We start from the raw sequence: 19,496 nt of genomic DNA, 5'->3' as shown, positions 1-19,496 counted from the left end.
AGGAACGATCAGCAGTTAAATTCTTCGTCGGAAGAAGGGGCACCCTTCTCAAACTCGGTTTTTAGCTGTCCGACCCATTTCCGGACTCTTTCATCGGTTTTATCGGACTGGTTCTCTATGTCCAGTATCAATCCGAGGAATTGCCCGTTTTGCAGTGCACCGGATCGGTTGAAATGGTATCCTTCCGACGACGTTCTTCCAACCAGGGTGGCTCCCCGGTCGGTGAAGGCTTTTGCTAAAATGCCGATTCCATCGGCGAAATTATCCGGATACTTCTTCTGGTCTCCCAATCCGAAGAGGGCGACTTTCTTGCCGGTCAGGTTGAGACCGGTAAGTTCGGGGAGCGTCTCGTCCCAGTAGGTCGGCAATTCTCCGTCGAACCAGGTGGAAGAGCCTGCGATAATATAATCATATGCATTAAACTCCTTTTCATCGGATTGTTCGACAGGAATGATATCGACGATATCTCCTCCGAACGCTTCCTTTATCTTTTGGGCGACAGCAGCAGTCTTAGCTGTCGCAGTTCCGTAAAATAATCCTATTTTTTTCATTATTCGTTTGCTTTTTTAGTAATCCAACAATTCTTTAGCCGCCTTATAAATCTTCTCTTCATTCGGCAGGATTGCCTTTTCGAGTATCGGGTTGAATCCGACGGGGGTGAAGAGGGAGCCGACGCGCTGTATCGGAGCATCGAGGTATTGGAACAGTTCGGCACCAATCATACTGGCAATTTCCGCCCCGAAACCGGAGAAGACCTTGTCTTCATGCACAATCAGGACTTTGCTTGTCTTCTTGACAGATTCGAAAATAGTCTCTTTATCTAACGGTATCAGGGAGCGGAGGTCGATAACTTCGACATTCCGGTTATGTTCCCGTTGTAACCGTTCGGCAACGTTCAGGCAGAGATGCGTGGTATTGCCGTAAGTGATAATGCTCATGTCGTCTCCCGGGCGGCGGATGCGTGCTTTGCCGAAAGGAACCTCGAAGTCATCGGGTACCACGGCCGAGGCTTCCACCGCATTATATAAAGCTTTCGGTTCGAGGAAGAGGGTAAACCCTTTCGAACGCATGCTTGTCCGGAGCAGGCCGGCGGCATCATCGGCAAATGAAGGGTAAACGATTCGTGCACCTGGCAAGGTCGTCAGTGCCCCTTCTATCGTTTGCGAATGATACAGGCCGCCGCCGATGTATCCGCCCGAAGCCAGACGGAGCGTGATGTTGGGCGTGAACTGTCCGTAGCTTCTCCAGTATTCATGGGTACATTCCACATACTGTTCGACTGCCGGCCAGAAATAATCGGCAAATTCGGCACCTTCTATCACGACATGTATTTTAGGGTCGAAACGGCACATGCCGTTGGCCGTGCCGACGATATAGTCTTCGGCAATCGGAGCGTTGAAGACGCGGGCGTCGCCAAACTCCTGCTGCATCCCTTTCGAGATGTTGAAGACGCCGCCTTTTTCTTTATTGGCAATATCCTGCCCCCAGATGAACGTGTCCGGATTGTACCGGAACTCCGCTTTCAGCGTCTTGTTGATGGCGGTGACCAATGTTTCTTTTTCTCCCTTTTCATCGTGTGGTATGCCATCTGTATACTTCCGGGGAATATAAGGTTCGGGCAAGACAAAATCGGTAACCGTGGCAGGATCAGGGTCGGGAGCGGCAAGCGCTTTCCGGTTGGCTGCGGACAGGTCTTTCTTTGCTTTGTCTTCTATCTCCTTTAACTCTTCTTCGGTGAAACGTTTATATCGGAGAAGCATGCGGCGGAACTTATACAGAGGGTCTGCCGCCTTTACATAATTCAGCTCGTTTTCATCGCGGTATAACGTATGTTTGTCCGAGTTCGAATGCGAACCGATACGTACGCAGTTGGCCTGTACGATGACCGGCGTACGGTTGAGGGCATACTCTTTGGCCTCCGTCATGGCATTCATGGAGTCGAAGACGTCTTTGCCGTTGCAATGGATAATCTTCAGGTTCTTGAACCCCGAGAAGTTGTCGGCAACCTTGCGGTTGGCGGTCTGGTCTTCTTTCGGGACAGAAATGCCATATCCGTTATCCTGAATAACGAAAATGACCGGCAGGCGTTCAGTGCTGGCGCCGTTGATTGCTTCATAGACGAAGCCTTCGGAAGTGGCCGATTCACCGTGGGAAGTGATGGCAACCCCCTTGTGCCCGTAGTAAACCATGGCACGCCCGACGCCGGCAGCATGCAAATCATGTGTACCGGTTGCGGAGGATATATTTTCGATGTTCCATTCTGTTTTTGCAAAATGGTTGGACATGTGGCGGCCTCCGCCTGTCAGGTCGGTCGCCTTGGAGATGCCGTTGAGTATAATTTCTTCGGGAGTCATTCCTGCCGATAGAACGGTGAGCATGTCCCGGTAATAAGGGAACAGGAAATCTTCTCCCTTTTTGAAAACCTGCCCGACCGCAAGCTGAATCCCATCATGTCCGGCGTAGGGAGCATGATACGACCAGCCTAGCGATTGCAGCAGGTAGGCAGGGGCCTTTTCGTCGAGAGCCCGGCCGAGTGTCATCAGATAGAACCACTTTTGCAGTGTTTCTTTATCCGTATTTTTTATATCGTACTTTTTCATGTTTAATTGATTTAATTATTAAAGACTCCAGTTTTCCAGATAATCGGCAATGCGGCGGAGAAAAGCACCTCCCAGAGCACCGTTGATAAGACGGTGGTCGTATGACAGGGACAGGTACATTTTATGCCGGATTCCGATGGTGTCGCCTTCCGGTGTTTCGATGACCGCCGGCTTTTTCTCTATATAACCGACTCCCAGGATAGCAACCTGGGGCTGGTTGATGATTGGTGTAGCGAACAGGTTCTTGAATGTTCCGAAGTTCGTGATTGTGAAAGTGCCTCCCTGAATGTCGTCCGGCGCGAGTTTGTTGTCGCGTGCCTTGTTTGCCAGAGTGTCTATGGCGACAGCCAGGCCGTTCAGGTTCAGCTTGTCGGCGTCGCGAACAACCGGGACAATCAGATTCCCGTCATCCAGCGAGACTGCGATTCCTACATTGATATGTTTCTTCAGAATGATTTGGTAGCCGTTGACGGAGGCGTTTACCTGAGGAAATTCGGACAAGGCTTTTGCTGTTGCCTCCGTAATGGCCGGCATATAGGTCAGGCTGATGCCTTCCCGTTTCCGGAATGCCTCCTTGTTGCGTGAGCGCCATTGAACCAGTTTGGTGACATCTACTTCCACGACAGTTGTCACATGGGGCGATACGTTCTTCGACATAACCATATGGTCGGCGATAATCTTGCCTACACGGTCCATTTCCATTACCTTGTCTTCGCTGCCGGCTGATACCGGGGCGGAAGATATTACTTGTGAAGCGGGAGCGGAAGATGCCGGACTTGTCTGTGCCGGTTTGGCCTGTGAAGCCGGAGCCGGTTTACTTTCAGTTACAGTCTGTGAGGCTGGTTGGGATTGCGTTATCATTGTCGCACCTTTCTTTCCCGAGAGATAATCTTTCATGTCTTTTTTACTCAGGCGCCCCATATAGCCGGTTCCGGGAATCCGGTCCAGTTCATCCTGCGACAGATTAGCGTCGCGGGCCATCTGAAGTACGACGGGTGAATACCATCTTTCGTCTTCTTTGGCGGCCTGTGCTTTAGGGACGGGAGCGGCGGAAGGAATGTTCTTGTTATTTGCCGGTGTTTCAGCAGATTCTTTTTCGGGAATGGTCGTATGACCGGCTGTATCATTATCCGTATCATCTTCCGAGCCTTCGAGTCCGATGATGGCAACGGTTGTGCCTACCGCAACGGTGTCGCCTTCCTGGAATAATATTTCAAGGACTTTCCCGGCAACGGGAGAGGGGATTTCCGCGCTGACTTTGGCTGTGCTTACTTCAAAGAGTACGTCGTCCTCATTGATAGAGTCGCCGGTTTTTACAGACCAGGAGATAATCGTTCCTTCTGTAATGCTTTCGCCCAGTTTGGGCATTTTTATTTCAAATGTAGCCATAATATAATTAACTTTTATCTTTTTGTTTACCGCCGGATGAATAAATCAAACGGACGTGTCCGGGTTTATTCTATTGTTATAATGGAACAAGGAAGGGTGGGTGAAAGTTCTATATTACAGGGTGTAAGTATTGAAAATCCAGTTTACGTCAGCATATTTTTTATTCCTTAACAACCGGATTTCTTCCAGGTCGTGGCAGGTGAATTCGTATCGGTCGCAAGAGGTGTTTTCGTTGGAGAAATAATCGGACAAAGACAGTTTGAATTCGTCGATGGAAACGGGGATAGGCAGCTTGTCTGACAGGTTGGTTACCGGACTTTTTACTGATGGAACGTAATAAGGATGTGTCGTAACTTCCCCGCCGGTATATTCGGGAGAAGGCTGGAGGGCCCGGTCGAGTATCTCCAAGTCTGTGGAGAAAAGGAGCGTGGCATGATGCAGCATTCTCCGTTTATGGATAGCTTGCGCGCTGCCGGAAATTTTCAGGCCGTCGATTGTCAGCCCCTGCCTTTCATCGGAACGGGCATGTAGTCCGTAATGTTCCAGAAAGCGGATAATACTTTCGGTGAATACGGAAGAACGTATCTGATTGCTGTTTTCGATGAAAGTAAGATTCAGGTTTCCCATATCGTGATAAACGGCACCGCCACCGGAATAACGGCGTGCCAGCCTGATTCGTTTTTGCCGGGCATATTCGATATCCGTTTCTGCCCGGATATTCTGGTATTTGCCGATAACGACAGCCGGTTCATTCTGCCACAACATGAAGATATCTTCTGAGAAATTCTTTAAGAGGTATTCTTCTGCGGCAAGATTGAACCAGGCGTCTGTATGGGTGTTATGAATGCAAAGCATTATAAATATAAGCTTTCGTGGATGACTTCCCCGACTGTCGGGTGGGGGAAGATGTTCTTTTTGAATTCTTCGGTGGTAAAGCCGTTCCCGATGGCTATGCCGGCGGCAATAATGATTTCGGAAGCCGGATTTCCCAGAAGATGGCAACCGATAATACGGTCGTCGGTATCCGTTATTAGTTTGCACAGTCCGGCGAACGATTCGTTTTCGGCCATAAAGCGTCCGGAGTAGGTCATCGGTATCTTTACTACATTATATATAATACCGGCAGCCTGTAATTCCTCTTCCGTCTTTCCTACGCTGGCAACTTCCGGGTTGGTGTAGACCACGGCCGGGACAGCCTTATAGCTCATCCGGTCATCGTGTCCCAGTAAGTGGTTGATGGCAACTTCCGCTTCCCGGTATGCAGTATGGGCCAGCATGGAAAAACCGGTGATGTCCCCACAGGCATAGACGTTAGGGTGGGAGGTTTGCATGTATTCATTTACCTTTATGCCGTTTCGGAGAAGTTCGATGCCCAGTGTTTCGATGCCCAGGTTTTTCGTGTTGGCTTTTCGCCCGACACTGACCAGTATCTTGTTGGCCTCGATTGTCTCAGTCTTTCCGTCCTTTTCCACAATCACGCTATCGGGGGTGACTTCGATGACTTTAGTTTCAAGAAAGAATTCGACGCCCTTTTTGGTATATTCGGACCGCAGCATTGCAGATATCTCCTTATCCATCGCACCGAGTATCTCGGGCATCATCTCGATAATCTTCACTTTAACTCCCATGCTGTTGAAGAAAGAGGCGAATTCGATTCCGATTACTCCGCCGCCGATAATAGCAATCGACCGGGGAAGTTCTTTCACATCCAGTGCTTCTTTCGAAGTCCAGTAAGCAATCTCCGACAATCCTTTTATCGGTGGAATGACGGTTTCCGAACCGGTACAGAGCAAAATATTCTTTACCGCAAAAACTTCCTCGCCGCACTGAATCAATATATATCCGTCTTCCTCTCCCCGGATTACAGCTTCTCCCTGTATGATTGTCACGCCGTTGCCGTTCAGCTTGACTTTGACACCCAGTGTCAGTTTTTTGACGGTCTTGTTTTTACGTGCGATAATTTTGCCCAAGTCGAAGCCTGGGGCATTGTCTGCCTGGATTCCGTATTTGGCGGCACTCTTTATATTATCCAGTATTTTGGCTGAATATAATAATGTCTTAGTCGGGATACACCCTTCGTTCAGGCAAACCCCGCCAATGGCATTCTTCTCAAAGAGGATTGTTTTTAATCCATTTTCGGCGGCCCGTTCACCAGCTGTATAGCCGGCCGGTCCTCCTCCGATAATGGCTATGTCATATTTCATAACCTGCAAATTAAATTATTCAAAAGTAAAGAAACGTTCCTGGATGGGATTGAATTCTTTTTCACCCGGCTTTTGGGTCGGTGTTCCGAACGGCATTTGTGCGATAAGCTTCCAGTTCGGATTGAGTTTCCATTCATTTTGCACCTTTTCATCGATTAAAGGATTGTAATGTTGAAGGGAAGCACCTAAACCGGCATCTTCCAGCATCGTCCAGATAGCGAACTGGTGCATGGCAGAAGTCTGTTGCGACCAGACAGGGAAATTATCCTTGTAGCTGGGAAATGCTTTCTGCAAATTTTCAACCACCTCCATATCTTCAAAGAACAAGACGGTGCCATATCCGCAATCGAAGCTGGTATTTATTTTGGCAAGTGTCTTTTCAAAAGCTTCTGCCGGAACGATAGCTTTCAATGCTTCTTTGGTGATGTCCCAGAACTTCTTATGATTTTTGCCCAAAAGAAGAACGATTCGTGTCGACTGCGAATTGAAAGCAGAAGGTACGTTTTTCACTGCGAATGCGATGAGTTCTTTAATCTCATGGTCCGAAATAGGAGAGCTGTTGGTGATGTTATAGTAGGTTCTCCTGTGTTCTACTGCTTCCTTAAAGTTTCTAGTCATAATTTTTACGTAAGTATTTATGTTTATTATTATTACTAAAACCAATAAAGTTGTATTTTTGTTGTACGGAAGTCTGTATGTATTTATAAGTGAAATTTATTGGCGTTTTGTGTGGAATAATCAAAAATAATTTTTACCTTTGCGCCCTGTAAAGAGAGAAACTCTATTAGAATCTTCGTTCTGATCATGATGCTAGTTCGGAAAGGGAAGACAGATAGCAGGAGTTGTAATTAATTTATTGCGTTAATAAAAAAAGAAGATAGCAATGTCTAAAATTTGTCAAATTACCGGAAAGAAAGCAATGGTTGGCAACAACGTTTCTCACTCTAAGAGAAGAACGAAACGTAAGTTTGATGTTAACCTGTTTACTAAAAAGTTCTACTGGGTAGAACAGGATTGTTGGGTTAGCCTGAATATTTCAGCCGCAGGCTTGCGTACTATCAATAAGCTGGGCTTAGATGCAGCAATTAAAAAAGCAGCTGAAAAAGGTTATTTAAACGCTTAATTTGGAGGAAAATAAGAAATGGCAAAGAAAGCAAAAGGTAACAGAGTTCAGGTAATCATGGAATGTACTGAACACAAAGAAAGTGGTATGCCGGGTACATCCAGATATATTACTACTAAGAATAGAAAAAATACTACTCAGAGATTGGAGTTGATGAAATACAACCCGATCCTGAAGAAGATGACTTTACACAAAGAAATTAAGTAATAGGAGATTTTAAACGATGGCAAAAAAAGCAGTTGCAACATTTAAGAAAGGTGACGGTCGTACTTACTCAAAAGTAATTAAGATGGTTAAGTCTCCGAAGACTGGTGCTTACATCTTCCAGGAAGAAATGATTCCTAATGAAGCTGTAAAAGATTATTTCGCGAAATAATCTTTCCTAATAAAGATATAGAAAAGAGGTTCTTCGATATGAAGGGCCTCTTTTTTTGTTCTTTCCTTTCTGCTGAAAAGAACATATAAAGATTGCCTCACTAATCAAATATTTTTTTACTTTTGTATGGGCGTTTGCGATATGCCCTGACTATATTGTCAAATAATAAAATTAATAATATAAACAATTAAGAACCATGAGATTTGATGTATCCAGCACTGCGCTGTTATCCCGTTTGCAGTCTATCAGCAAAGTTATTGCGTCTAAGAACTCTTTACCGATCCTCGACAGTTTCCTGTTCGACCTTGATGGTAATAAACTGACTATAACAGCTTCGGATGCTGAAACACGTCTGGTTACTTCTGTTGAGGTGATGAATTCAAAAGGTACCGGACTTTTCGCTGTTTCTGCCAAGATCCTGCTCGATCCGTTGAAGGAACTGCCGGAACAACCGCTTACTTTTGATATCAATGACGAAAACCTGGAAATCTTTATCCATTTCCAGAACGGTAAATATAATTTTATCGGACAGAAAGGGGATACTTATCCGCTCCAAAAGCCGTTGAATGATAATGCAATTGCAATCATTGTGGATTCACAAATGTTGCTGAACGGCATCAGCCGCTCGCTTTTTGCAACTGCCGACGACGAACTTCGTCCGGTGATGAACGGTATCTATTTTGATATCCATACAGACGATTTGACGTTTGTCGCATCAGACGGACATAAGCTGGTTCGTTTGCGTAACCTTTCAGTGAAATCACCGGAAAGGGCTTCTTTCATTTTGCCTAAAAAGCCGGCTAACCTATTGAAGAACCTGCTGGGTAAGGAAACAGAAATGGTTAATATCAAGTTTGACGATAACAATGCTTATGTGAACTGTGCGAACTTTGAAATGGTTTGTCGTCTGATCGAAGGTCGTTATCCGAATTATAACAGCGTTATTCCACAGGAAAATCCGTTTAAGGTTACTATCGACCGCATCTCTTTCCTGAATGCATTGAAACGTGTATCTGTTTTCTCTAATCCGGCAAGCAGCCTGGTTAAATTGCAGTTGAAGGAAAGTGAAATGGTGGTTTCCGCACAGGATATCGACTTCTCCACTTCTGCTGAAGAAAAGATTGTTTGCCAGTTTGACGGAACAGAATTGAACATCGGTTTCAAGGCAACTTACCTTATTGAAATATTAAGTAACATCAATTCGGAAGAAGTAATTCTCGAATTGGCAGATCCCTCACGTGCCGGCTTAATTGTTCCTGCTGAAAACGAAGAGAATGAGGACCAGCTGATGCTGCTTATGCCAATGATGTTGAATGACTAATAAATAAGAAATGCAATTAAACCTGAAAAACCCGATAGTCTTTTTCGACTTGGAGACTACGGGTATAAATATAGTAAAAGACCGTATCGTTGAAATCTCTTTTGTAAAAGTTCACCCTAACGGCAAGGAAGAATCAAAGACGAGACGGATCAATCCGGAAATGCCCATTCCACCGGAGTCGACAGCGATTCATGGTATTACGGACGAAGATGTAAAAGATTGCCCGACCTTTAAAGAAATAGCCAAATCGCTGGCAGCACAGATTGAAGGCTGTGACCTGGCCGGATATAACTCCAACCGTTTTGATATCCCTCTACTGGCAGAAGAATTCCTTCGTGCCGGAGTAGATATTGATTTGAACAAACGTAAATTTGTCGATGTGCAGACCATTTTTCATAAGATGGAGCAACGTACATTATCTGCAGCCTATAAGTTTTATTGTGACAAAAGCCTCGAAAATGCTCACACGGCAGAGGCCGATACAATGGCGACTTATGAGATTCTGAAAGCTCAGTTAGACCGTTATCCGGACGATTTGCAGAATGATATTGACTTCTTATCCAAATATTCCAGTTTTACCAACAATGTTGATTTTGCCGGCCGCATGATCTACAATGAAGATGGCAAAGAAGTCATTAACTTTGGTAAATACAAAGGAAAGTTGGTGGAAGAAGTTCTGAAAACAGACCCCGGATATTATTCCTGGATTATGAATGGAGACTTCCCGCTGAATACGAAGAAGATTCTTACCGAAATCAAATTGAGAGGTTTTAATTCGAAATAACGCAATGAATAATTTTGAGTTTGCTAATCCTGTAAGAGTTGTATTCGGGAAAGGTACAATTGCACGTTTATCCGCCTTGATTCCTGCCGGAAGTAGAGTGTTAATGGTCTATGGAGGCGGAAGTATTAAGAAAAACGGAATCTATGACCAGGTGACAAATGCATTGAATGGTTTTGAAGTAACTGAATTTTCAGGAATCGAAGCCAATCCGCATTATGAAACCTGCATGAAGGCCGTTGATGTCGTTAAAAAGAAAAATATTGATTTTCTGCTGGCAGTAGGAGGCGGTTCGGTTATCGATGCCACCAAGTTCATTGCCGCAGCTTATTATTATGAAGGCGAACCCTGGGATATTTTATCCAAAGGCGGTGTGATTAAGAAGGCATTGCCACTGGGTGTCGTATTGACATTATCGGCTACCGGTTCCGAAATGAACGAGCGTTCTGTTATTTCACGCGCCGAAACCCGTGAGAAACTGAATTTTGCATCTCCGTTGGTATTTCCGCAGTTTGCAATACTTGATCCGGAAGTAACTTATTCATTACCGGCGAGACAGGTTGCCAATGGTGTTGTCGACTCATTTATTCATGTCGTAGAACAATATCTTACTTATCCGGTTAATGCCAAGGTACAGGATGCTTTCTCCGAGGGACTGATGAAAGTGATTTATGAGGAGGGGCTCAAGGTGTTGGATAATCCGCATGATTATGATATCCGTGCCAATCTGATGTGGGCAGCTACCAATGCTTTGAACGTATGGATCGGACAAGGGGTTCCTCAGGATTGGTCGTCTCACCGTATGGGATATGCACTGACTGCCCAATTCGGCCTGGACCATGCACAGACGTTGGCAATACTTTTGCCGGGCGTTATGACATATATGTTTAAGGAGAAACAGGTAAAACTGGCCCGTATGGGTGAAGTGGTTTTCGGTATAACCGGCGGAACGGAAGAAGAACGTGCCCGTCGAACAATCACGGCCTGCGAAGATTTCTTCCGCCGGATGGGGTTGAAGACCCGTTTGAGTGAATGTGGCATTACAGAAAACGACCTGGATGCATTGGCTGCTCCGGTGGATAGACAAGGCTGGCATCTGGGTGAACATCACAATATTGACAGTAAGGTAACGCGCGATATCCTGTTGTTGCGTTTATAAGGAAAAAGATACATCCGGGAGGAAAATTAATTCCATCCGGGAGAAAACCAAATTTCTTCCGGATGAAACTAAAATCCCTTTCGGATGAATATTTATTTGAATGAATAAGAATGATGCTGAAAGGTAAACATATCATATTAGGAATTACAGGAAGTATAGCTGCTTATAAAGCTGCTTATATTATCCGTGCATTGGTAAAGAAAGGTGCCGAGGTACAGGTTGTAATAACACCCGCAGGGAAAGAATTTATTACACCGATAACACTCTCTGCCTTAAGTAGTAATCCCGTTATCAGTGAGTTTTTCTCTAACCGCGACGGTTCATGGCACAGTCATGTCGATTTGGGGCTGTGGGCAGATGCCATGCTGATTGCTCCGGCAACAGCGTCGACAATCGGCAAGATGGCTAACGGAATAGCCGATAACATGTTGGTGACAACTTACCTGTCTTGCAAAGCGCCCGTTTTCATCGCTCCGGCAATGGACCTGGATATGTTTGCCCATCCTTCTACACAACAGAATCTGGACCGTCTCCGTTCATTCGGAAACCATATCATCGAACCAGCTGAAGGTGAATTGGCGAGCCATCTGGTAGGTAAAGGCAGGATGGAGGAACCAGACAAGATTATAGTAGTTCTGGAAGAGTTTTTCGCTTCCCGCACCGTCCTTGAAAAAAAAAAGATTGTAATAACAGCCGGTCCGACGTACGAAAAGATTGATCCCGTACGTTTTATAGGTAACTATTCTTCCGGGAAGATGGGATTTGCACTGGCAGAGGCCTGTGCACAGCAAGGGGCCGAAGTTACATTGATAGCCGGCCCGGTATCGTTGACGACCACGCATCCGAATATACAACGGATTGATGTGGAATCTGCCGAAGAAATGTATCAGGCGGCCATGACGGCTTTTCCCGGAGCGGATGCCGGTATATTATGTGCGGCTGTAGCCGATTATCGTCCGGAGATACAGGCAGACGAAAAGATCAAACGCGAAAGCAAAGGGGAAATGATGCTTCACCTGATTCCGAACAAAGATATTGCTGCCTCTTTAGGGGCAATCAAACGGGAAGGACAGGTTTTGGTTGGTTTTGCTTTGGAGACAAACAACGAAGCAACGAATGCCGAAAGTAAACTGAAGCGGAAAAATCTCGATTTCATCGTGTTGAATTCGCTTCGTGACGCAGGCGCTGGTTTCCGTTGCGATACCAATAAGATATCCATTATCGACCGTCAGGGAGAAACAACCGGTTATCCGTTGAAATCAAAACAAGGGGTAGCTGTTGATATCGTAAACAAGTTGGCAACATTATTGAAATGAAAATGATTAAAAGACTGTTATTCCTGTTCCTGTTGGGAACTACATCCTTTATCGGTTATGCGCAAGATAGAGCAAACGAGTTTAATGCCCAGGTCAAAATCAACAGTGATAAGATCCAGGGGACTAATAAGCAGGTATATACTACTTTGCAGGACGCTTTGACTCAGTTTATCAATACCCGGAAATGGACGGATGCAACCTTTGGTATCAACGAACGGATTGACTGTACTTTTAATATCATTATCAACGAGGCTACCGATAACAGTTATAAGGCTGAATTGCAGATTCAGGCTAGTCGTCCGGTGTACAACTCAAGTTATGTAACGACTTTGCTGAATTTCCGTGATACACAATTAGACTTTGATTACACAGAGTTCGAACAGTTGGAATATACGGAGAATACGTTAAACAGTAACCTGATCGCTACTGTTGTTTTCTATTTATATACGATTCTGGGACTCGATTTCGATAGCTTTTCACCTAGAGGCGGAACAGCTTTTTTCCAACAAGCGCAACAGGTTGTCACTTTGGCACAGTCTCAAATGTCGTGGAACGGTTGGAAAGCCTTTGACAGTGACCGTAACCGACATGCAATAGCAACAGCATTGAATGAAAATGCTTCGGAAGGATATCGTGACATGTGGTACAATTACCACCGGAAAGGACTCGATGAAATGGCTGCTAATGTGGATCGCGGACGTACTACGATCTTGTCTTTATTGCCGACATTGGAGGAATTGAAGAAAACCCGTCCGACATCTGTCCTGTTACAAATGTTTGCCGATTCCAAATTGGATGAAGTTGTTGCCATATATTCCAAAGCGACAACGACCGAAAAGCAGGAAGGATACAAAATGCTTTCCAACCTGTATCCGGCAATGACAACTCGTTTGGAGCCACTTAAAAAGTAAAAGAGAATTATGCTGAGATCTTTATTCATACAGAATTTTGTCTTAATAGATAGTCTGGATATTCAGTTTGATAACGGCTTTTCGGTGATAACTGGTGAAACGGGAGCCGGGAAGTCTATTATTTTAGGAGCTTTGTCGTTGGTATTGGGCCAACGGGCCGACGGGAAAAGTATCAAGAACGGTTCGGATAAATGTGTGATCGAAGCAACATTTGATGTTTCCAAATATCAATTGGAAGAATTTTTTCATGTGAATGATCTGGAGTATGATCCGGAAATATGTATTCTTCGCAGGGAACTGTTTGCATCCGGCAAGTCGCGTGCTTTCGTCAACGATTCACCTGTGCCGCTTACCGTCATGAAGGAACTGGGAAGCCGACTGATCGATATTCATTCGCAACATCAGAACCTGTTGCTCGGAGATAACCGTTTCCAGATGAAGGTAATCGATGTAATGGCGGAAAACGAAATCCTTCTGATCCTGTATCGTAAAGAATACCAGCGTTATCTCTCTTTGAAACGGGAGTTGAAAGATTTGACGGAGAAGGCTGATCAGAACCGGCAGGAAGAAGATTATATCCGTTTTCAACTGGAACAACTGACGGATGCCCATCTGGTCGCCGGTGAACAGGAAGAACTGGAGCAGGAATTGGAGACATTGTCGCATGCTGAAGATATTAAAGGATCCTTATATAAAATAACCGAATTGCTGAACGGCGAAGAACAGGGAAGCGTGCAGCTTATCAAAGAGGCCCTTTCGACCGCCGATTCGTTGGAAAGGTTTTATCCGAAAGCCAGGGAGATTGCCGAACGTCTGCGTTCTGCCTATATTGATCTGAACGATCTGGCCTCAGAAACCGATGTTCTCAAAGAAGATGTCGAGTTCAATCCTGAACGTCTCGAATGGGTGAACGAACGCCTGAACACTTTGTACACATTGGAACAGAAACACCGGGTTCCGACTGTGGAAGAATTGATTGCCATTCAGGATAAATATACGGAACAGCTACATGATATAGACTCTTTCGACGAGCAGATCGAGGGGATAAAAGCCCAGTTGGAAATATCATATCAGGAGTTACTTCAGCAGGCTGCTGTTTTGAGTGAGCAACGTAAGATCGCTTCCAAAGCTATTGCCTCTCAACTGGTAAAAATGGTTATTCCGCTGGGGATGCCGAATGTGAGGTTTGCCGTAGACTTTGTGGCTCGTCCGGAGCCGGAAAGCGATGGAATGGACGATATTCGTTTCCTTTTCTCTGCCAATAAGAGTGGCGAACTGCAACCGGTTGCCCAAACTGCTTCCGGTGGTGAAATATCCCGTCTTATGTTATGCATCAAGGCAATGATTGCCGGCTTCACAGCTCTTCCCGCTATTATTTTTGATGAAGTGGATACAGGAGTTTCCGGTGATATCGCCGATAAAATGGGGGATATTATGCAGGATCTGGGTACAAAGATGCAAGTAATAACCATTACTCATTTGCCACAGATTGCTGCGAAAGGTAAAGATCATTTCTTTGTCTATAAGGAAGATACAACGGAACGTACGATAACCCGCATTAAGAAATTGAATAAAGAAGAACGTGTTAAAGAAGTTGCCCGCATGTTGAGCGGTGCGTCACTAACCGGTGCTTCGATAGCCAATGCAAAAGAGTTATTGAAAACCAAACGTTGATTATGTCTGTTAAACCTTTTCTTCTCAGAACGGTCATAGATGTAATTACTAACTAAAAATGAACAGTCATGAAACGGATTAGCTTTATATGTTTGTTGATTTTATTGTGCAGTTTGCCGGGACAAGCTCAGTTTTGGATCAGTTTTGGTTGGAATGAGCCACATTGCCAGAGTTGTCTCTGGATGGAACAGGCCATGCGTCTGAATGGAAGACAAGCTGCCGATTATCATAATATCGTACATAAGTACGGTCAGAGAATAGAAAAGGAAGCCCGTAAGCATTACCGCTATTGGGACCAGTCTGCCAAGAAGATATTTAATCTGCGTATGGAACGTGACCGTAAGTTACAACGAGTTCTTTCCCCTTCGCAGTTCCGTCTGTATGTTCGTTTTGTTCGCGAACGTCCGCAGCGTATCCATGATTATCAGGGATGGTATAATAACCCCCACTATCCGAATTATCGTCCCTCCGATATTTGCTGGCGTTATGAAGATCATTACTGGCATAATCAATGGGAATATTCAAACGGACGATGGAATGGGCGTTTTGATGACGGCAAGTGGTATCGGGGTAAATATGATCGTCCCGGTCATCATGATAACGGACAGTGGCGTCCGGACAATCATAATCGTCCCAATAATAACCAGCATTTCAATAAACCGTCCAGACCGGGAAATGATCGCTACGATAAGGACAAAAGACCGGACAACCGGAGAGACCGCGACCGTGATAGAGACAGGAAAGACAAAGACAGAAAAGAAAAGGATAAAAAGGAAAAAGACAATAAACGGCAGGAAAGTAAACGCTCTGAAGTTTACTGCAGAAGCTGAAAATTACTGATTGAACTTTCCGGAACATGAGTTTGTTCCTAGTATAAAGAATAAACTCATGTTCACGCATTTTCTAAATATTCTGGCTACGGTTATCAGCGTGGTAAGCCTGCTGATCGTTACTTACGGGGCACTGGTCGCTTTTATCTCTTTTCTCGGAAACGAACTCAAGCGATTTACCGGACAATATTCAACAATCAATATCCGTCGGCTGCGAGCGGAATTAGGTACTTATTTATTATTGGGATTGGAGTTGCTGATCGCTTCAGATATTCTTAAAACCGTCTTGGAGCCCAGTTTGGACGAACTGGCTATCCTTGGCGGTATTGTTGTTTTAAGGACCATCCTTTCCGTTTTTCTGAATAAGGAGATCAAGGAGTTGGATAGTGAAAAGGAGGCCTCATGAACTGTCAGGATTAGGATATGTCGTTAAAAATCGTACTTTTGCATTTCAGTAAAAGTAGACGGATGTTCAGAGTCAATAAGCGGATATTATTATTTATAGCAGGTTGCGTATGGATTATAGCCGGAGTCAATATTCTCCGGATCGGAATTCTTACGTGGATGCATGATGCCCATTACTCGGTGTTAAAGGTAGGAGAAGCAGTTATTGTGTTTCTGTTATTCCTTAATTTTGTGTTTTTACGTTTGTTCAGAAAGCATAGCCGTCGTATTGCCCAAAAAGGAGAAAAGAATTGTCCTTTTTCTTTCTTTGATGCCAAAGGTTGGATTGTAATGTTTTTTATGATCACTTTAGGAGTGGGAATCCGTCATTCCCGTATATTGCCGGACTCTTTTATTTCCGTTTTTTATACAGGTTTGTCATCTGCACTGATCATAACAGGAGTATTATTTCTTATTCAAGGCGTGAAGGAATGGCGAAACAGTAAATAATGTTTGTATATTTGCATTCGTATTTAAAAGAGAACATACAGTTAATATATATTTGATGAAGGAAAACGAAATGGTGTTCGGCATACGTGCCGTAATCGAGGCTATTCAGGCCGATAAGGAAATAGATAAAATACTTGTTAAGCGCGAGTTGCAGGGAGAACTTTCCCGTGAATTGTTCGAGGTGCTGAAAGGACGTGATATTCCTGTACAGCGTGTACCGGGCGAACGTCTTGACCGCCTGACCCGGAAGAATCATCAGGGAGTGATCGCCTTTATTCCAGCTGTTACTTATCAGCGTCTGGAAGATATTATTCCTTTCGTTTATGAACAGGGAAAGAATCCTTTCATCGTACTTTTGGACGGTATAACCGATGTCCGTAATTTCGGGGCAATTGCCCGTACCTGCGAATGTGCCGGTGTGGATGCCATTGTTATTCCGGCCAAAGGAAGCGTGACGGTGAATGCGGATGCCATCAAAACATCTGCCGGAGCGTTGCATGTATTGCCTGTTTGTAAAGAGAAAAGCATTGAAGAATCCATCCGCTTTTTACAAGCAAGCGGTGTCAAGGTATATGCAGCCAGCGAAAAAGCTTACGAGAACTATACTTCTATCAAATATGACGGTCCGGTTGCTATCGTAATGGGAGCAGAGGATAAAGGAGTTTCTATGGATAACCTGCGAATCTGCGACAGCATGGTGAAAATACCGCAGTTTGGAACGATCGGTTCCCTGAACGTCTCGGTAGCCAGCTCCATCCTGATTTATGAGGTTGTCCGCCAGCGTATGAATGAAGAACAAAACAACTAAAAAGATAAACACAATGAAAAAAGTTATTGCAACAACAAATGCACCGGCCGCCATCGGTCCTTACAGCCAGGCCATACAAGTAGGAAATATGCTTTTCGCTTCCGGACAGCTGGGTATCGATCCGGCAACCGGTAATTTCGTAGAAGGAGCTGTAAAGGAACAGACAGCTCAGGCTTTCAAGAATGTGAAGGCTATTCTGGCAGAAGCCGGTCTTGATATCAGCGACGTAGTCAAAACGACTGTATTTCTTGCTGATATGGGTGATTTCGGAGCGATGAACGAAGTATACGCCTCTCAGTTTGAAGGTGCTTTTCCGGCACGTTCGGCTGTTGCTGTAAAGACTTTGCCGAAGAATGGTTTGGTAGAGATTGAAGTGATCGCTGTAAAGGCTTGATAATCACTGTCAAAAAAATAAGGGACTTTTGAAGTTAAAAGTCAGGACTTTCGTTTTTAAAAGTCCTGTCTTAACATTTCAAAAGTCCCTTATTTTTTTCAGACAAGCCCGTATCTTTATTCTTGAGTCAGTGACAAACCTACTATTTTGAAACAGGAATCGCAATCACCTTCGATGAAATCGACTGTTTTTGTTCCGGCCGGCAAAGCGGGGAAGTGCAACTTAAAAGAGTACTCACCTGATTCCGGCATTGTGAAGCGTTCGTCCGGTGTGATGCCGTCTGCTGATGTTAGCGGATAATGAGTACCGTCTTCTGTTTTCAGGAAAGTGTCCTTACCGATACTTACCCAGTATCCGGGAGAGTTAAAGGCTTTCATATGGAAAATCGTTTCAGAACCGGTCAACTCTATTCTGTTGATCTCTACAGTTTCCGTATTGCTTGATTTTTCGATAGGAAAATCAACAATGGTCGTGTTTCCTTCCTTTTTCACAGACATAATACGGTCTGATTTGTTTACCCATTTGTTAAGCTTACGTTTAAGTAATCCTTTTCCGTATCCGCTCCAGCTATGCAGAATGATTCCTTCCGGTGAGATAATGACGTAATGAGGTATTCCTCTTACATTATATTTAGCTGCCAGTCCGCTCATTCCTCCAAAATCATTCAGGTTTACCCATGACATGTCTTTCGTTTTAGAAATCTCTTTCCATCCTTTTTCTGTGTCTGTGCTCAGACTAATGACAGTTACTTTGTCTTTCCAGGTTTCGGATATTTCTTTCATTTCCGGCAAAGCCATCATACAAGGACCACAACCGCGGCTCCAAAAATCGACCAGGAGATATTTACCTTTATAGTCGGCCAGATGATGAATATTGCCTTGCAGGTCGTAGAGGTCGGTATCCGCCATTTCATCGCCTTCTTTCACTGTAACGGGAGGATAAAGACATACCGTGATTTCCTTACCAGCCTGAGAGTTTTTCTCATTATCGGATAACTTGTTGTATAAAGCAATCAAATCTTCCTTATAAGGATAGTTTTCCATGTATTTACTTTGCTTGCATTGGCCAAGCAATTTATCCATCCAGACTGTTCCTTTAGGAGTTTGCTGCATTATTTCGATTTCTTTTTGGGAGGAGATCAGTCGTAATGAATCCGTTTTTTTCTGAAGTTCTTTCATTTCATTCCTGATCGCATTCTTTTCTTCTTCGGAAGGATTGCCCGTCCTTCCTTTGGAGAACAAATCCATTAACTGTATATAGATTTCCTGTTCTTTATTGCATTCTTCCCGGCAAGCGTCGGCATACCGGTTTAAATCCTGCTGTTCCTGGATATCGGCCGATACATTCCATGTCCTGATAAGTTTATTATTACCGGTAACGGTTGTCTCTTTGCCGGGAGCCACCCATACATCGAGCCAGGTGTTTGGAAACCCTTTGTCATGGCTGGAGACCATTAATGCTTCGGGAGCATTGTCGACGGTTTCACCTTTGAAGGTAAAACATTCATTGATGACCGTATCCTGAGCGATCTGGCTCATGACTTGTCCGTCACTACGATAAAGGACAATCTGGGTACTGTCCTCCAGTCCGGAGATTTTGCCTTTTATCGTGAATTCGTTTTGTGCTTGTGCAGATATAACGAATATAAGCGATATACCTGCTAAAAGTGCTTTTACCATATTTATATGAATTAAGTAAATGCAATATTACGATTTT

The 19,496-nt window shown here is 44.5% G+C and carries 21 protein-coding genes and 1 pseudogene; 14 read left to right on the top strand and 8 right to left on the bottom strand.

The window, feature by feature from the left end; translation table 11 throughout:
• Positions 1 to 8: 8 nt before the first annotated feature.
• From NBH15_RS19765 to NBH15_RS19740, 7 genes and pseudogenes are all read right to left on the bottom strand, one after another.
• Complete coding sequence (locus NBH15_RS19765; RefSeq protein WP_250823351.1) at positions 9 to 551, bottom strand: flavodoxin; 543 nt, start codon at positions 549 to 551, stop codon at positions 9 to 11.
• 15 nt (positions 552 to 566) lie between these two features.
• Positions 567 to 2,600 (bottom strand): alpha-ketoacid dehydrogenase subunit alpha/beta, encoded by a 2,034-nt coding sequence (locus tag NBH15_RS19760; protein ID WP_186960991.1) that lies wholly within the window; start codon positions 2,598 to 2,600, stop codon positions 567 to 569.
• A gap of 18 nt (positions 2,601 to 2,618) precedes the next feature.
• Complete coding sequence (locus NBH15_RS29540; protein ID WP_443146951.1) at positions 2,619 to 3,497, bottom strand: dihydrolipoamide acetyltransferase family protein; 879 nt, start codon at positions 3,495 to 3,497, stop codon at positions 2,619 to 2,621.
• Positions 3,485 to 3,989 (bottom strand): annotated as a pseudogene (locus NBH15_RS29535) (biotin/lipoyl-containing protein); the annotation flags it as partial. The gene NBH15_RS29540 and the pseudogene NBH15_RS29535, both read right to left, overlap by 13 nt.
• Positions 3,990 to 4,103: 114 nt before the next feature.
• On the bottom strand, positions 4,104 to 4,844 hold the full coding sequence (locus tag NBH15_RS19750) for a lipoate--protein ligase family protein (protein ID WP_250823349.1): 741 nt from the start codon (positions 4,842 to 4,844) through the stop codon (positions 4,104 to 4,106).
• Positions 4,844 to 6,193 (bottom strand): dihydrolipoyl dehydrogenase, encoded by a 1,350-nt coding sequence (gene lpdA / locus NBH15_RS19745; RefSeq protein WP_128134240.1) that lies wholly within the window; start codon positions 6,191 to 6,193, stop codon positions 4,844 to 4,846. Before lpdA ends, NBH15_RS19750 begins: the two co-directional genes overlap by 1 nt.
• Positions 6,194 to 6,208: 15 nt before the next feature.
• Positions 6,209 to 6,811 carry a nitroreductase family protein gene (locus NBH15_RS19740; protein WP_010803279.1) on the bottom strand — a complete coding sequence of 201 codons (603 nt, stop codon included), beginning with the start codon at positions 6,809 to 6,811 and terminating at the stop codon, positions 6,209 to 6,211.
• Positions 6,812 to 7,076: 265 nt separating this feature from the next.
• Between NBH15_RS19740 and rpmB the strand changes: the two genes are divergently transcribed.
• The 14 genes from rpmB to NBH15_RS19670 all read left to right on the top strand — a co-directional run bounded on the left by rpmB (position 7,077) and on the right by NBH15_RS19670 (position 17,780).
• Positions 7,077 to 7,316, top strand: a complete 240-nt coding sequence (gene rpmB / locus NBH15_RS19735; protein WP_005638129.1) for a 50S ribosomal protein L28 — start codon at positions 7,077 to 7,079, stop codon at positions 7,314 to 7,316.
• A gap of 18 nt (positions 7,317 to 7,334) precedes the next feature.
• Positions 7,335 to 7,523, top strand: coding sequence for a 50S ribosomal protein L33 (gene rpmG, locus NBH15_RS19730; protein ID WP_007657199.1), 189 nt, complete (start codon positions 7,335 to 7,337; stop codon positions 7,521 to 7,523).
• A gap of 16 nt (positions 7,524 to 7,539) precedes the next feature.
• Entirely contained in the window at positions 7,540 to 7,692 is a 153-nt protein-coding gene (locus NBH15_RS19725; RefSeq protein WP_005638125.1) for a DUF4295 domain-containing protein, read from the top strand.
• 196 nt (positions 7,693 to 7,888) lie between these two features.
• Positions 7,889 to 9,013: a DNA polymerase III subunit beta gene (gene dnaN, locus NBH15_RS19720; RefSeq protein ID WP_007657184.1), complete on the top strand. Its 1,125-nt coding sequence runs from the start codon at positions 7,889 to 7,891 to the stop codon at positions 9,011 to 9,013.
• 10 nt (positions 9,014 to 9,023) lie between these two features.
• A complete protein-coding gene (locus tag NBH15_RS19715) occupies positions 9,024 to 9,797 on the top strand; it encodes a 3'-5' exonuclease (protein WP_007657182.1) in 774 nt (257 codons plus the stop codon).
• Between the two features lie 4 nt (positions 9,798 to 9,801).
• On the top strand, positions 9,802 to 10,953 hold the full coding sequence (locus NBH15_RS19710; protein WP_128134241.1) for an iron-containing alcohol dehydrogenase: 1,152 nt from the start codon (positions 9,802 to 9,804) through the stop codon (positions 10,951 to 10,953).
• A 113-nt stretch (positions 10,954 to 11,066) separates the two neighbouring features.
• Positions 11,067 to 12,269, top strand: a complete 1,203-nt coding sequence (gene coaBC / locus NBH15_RS19705; protein ID WP_250823372.1) for a bifunctional phosphopantothenoylcysteine decarboxylase/phosphopantothenate--cysteine ligase CoaBC — start codon at positions 11,067 to 11,069, stop codon at positions 12,267 to 12,269.
• Positions 12,266 to 13,180, top strand: coding sequence for a type IX secretion system protein PorD (gene porD / locus NBH15_RS19700; RefSeq protein WP_046147001.1), 915 nt, complete (start codon positions 12,266 to 12,268; stop codon positions 13,178 to 13,180). The genes coaBC and porD overlap by 4 nt, the downstream gene beginning before the upstream one ends.
• A 9-nt stretch (positions 13,181 to 13,189) precedes the next feature.
• On the top strand, positions 13,190 to 14,854 hold the full coding sequence (gene recN / locus NBH15_RS19695; protein WP_250823348.1) for a DNA repair protein RecN: 1,665 nt from the start codon (positions 13,190 to 13,192) through the stop codon (positions 14,852 to 14,854).
• Between the two features lie 68 nt (positions 14,855 to 14,922).
• Complete coding sequence (locus tag NBH15_RS19690; protein WP_250823347.1) at positions 14,923 to 15,684, top strand: hypothetical protein; 762 nt, start codon at positions 14,923 to 14,925, stop codon at positions 15,682 to 15,684.
• 58 nt (positions 15,685 to 15,742) lie between these two features.
• A complete protein-coding gene (locus tag NBH15_RS19685; RefSeq protein ID WP_250823346.1) occupies positions 15,743 to 16,090 on the top strand; it encodes a DUF1622 domain-containing protein in 348 nt (115 codons plus the stop codon).
• Between the two features lie 62 nt (positions 16,091 to 16,152).
• Positions 16,153 to 16,578 (top strand): hypothetical protein, encoded by a 426-nt coding sequence (locus NBH15_RS19680; RefSeq protein WP_128134244.1) that lies wholly within the window; start codon positions 16,153 to 16,155, stop codon positions 16,576 to 16,578.
• A 55-nt stretch (positions 16,579 to 16,633) separates the two neighbouring features.
• A complete protein-coding gene (gene rlmB, locus NBH15_RS19675) occupies positions 16,634 to 17,386 on the top strand; it encodes a 23S rRNA (guanosine(2251)-2'-O)-methyltransferase RlmB (protein WP_250823345.1) in 753 nt (250 codons plus the stop codon).
• A gap of 13 nt (positions 17,387 to 17,399) precedes the next feature.
• Positions 17,400 to 17,780 (top strand): RidA family protein, encoded by a 381-nt coding sequence (locus NBH15_RS19670; protein WP_122327662.1) that lies wholly within the window; start codon positions 17,400 to 17,402, stop codon positions 17,778 to 17,780.
• Positions 17,781 to 17,896: 116 nt separating this feature from the next.
• Here the strand turns inward: NBH15_RS19670 and NBH15_RS19665 are convergent, their stop codons facing one another.
• Complete coding sequence (locus tag NBH15_RS19665; protein ID WP_250823344.1) at positions 17,897 to 19,459, bottom strand: TlpA disulfide reductase family protein; 1,563 nt, start codon at positions 19,457 to 19,459, stop codon at positions 17,897 to 17,899.
• Positions 19,460 to 19,496: the final 37 nt, after the last annotated feature.

The sequence above is a fragment of the Parabacteroides caeci genome (assembly GCF_023656795.1).
GTDB lineage: Bacteria > Bacteroidota > Bacteroidia > Bacteroidales > Tannerellaceae > Parabacteroides > Parabacteroides segnis.
Note: the sequence above shows the minus strand (reverse complement) of the source record. Positions and strands in the feature narration are given on the sequence as shown.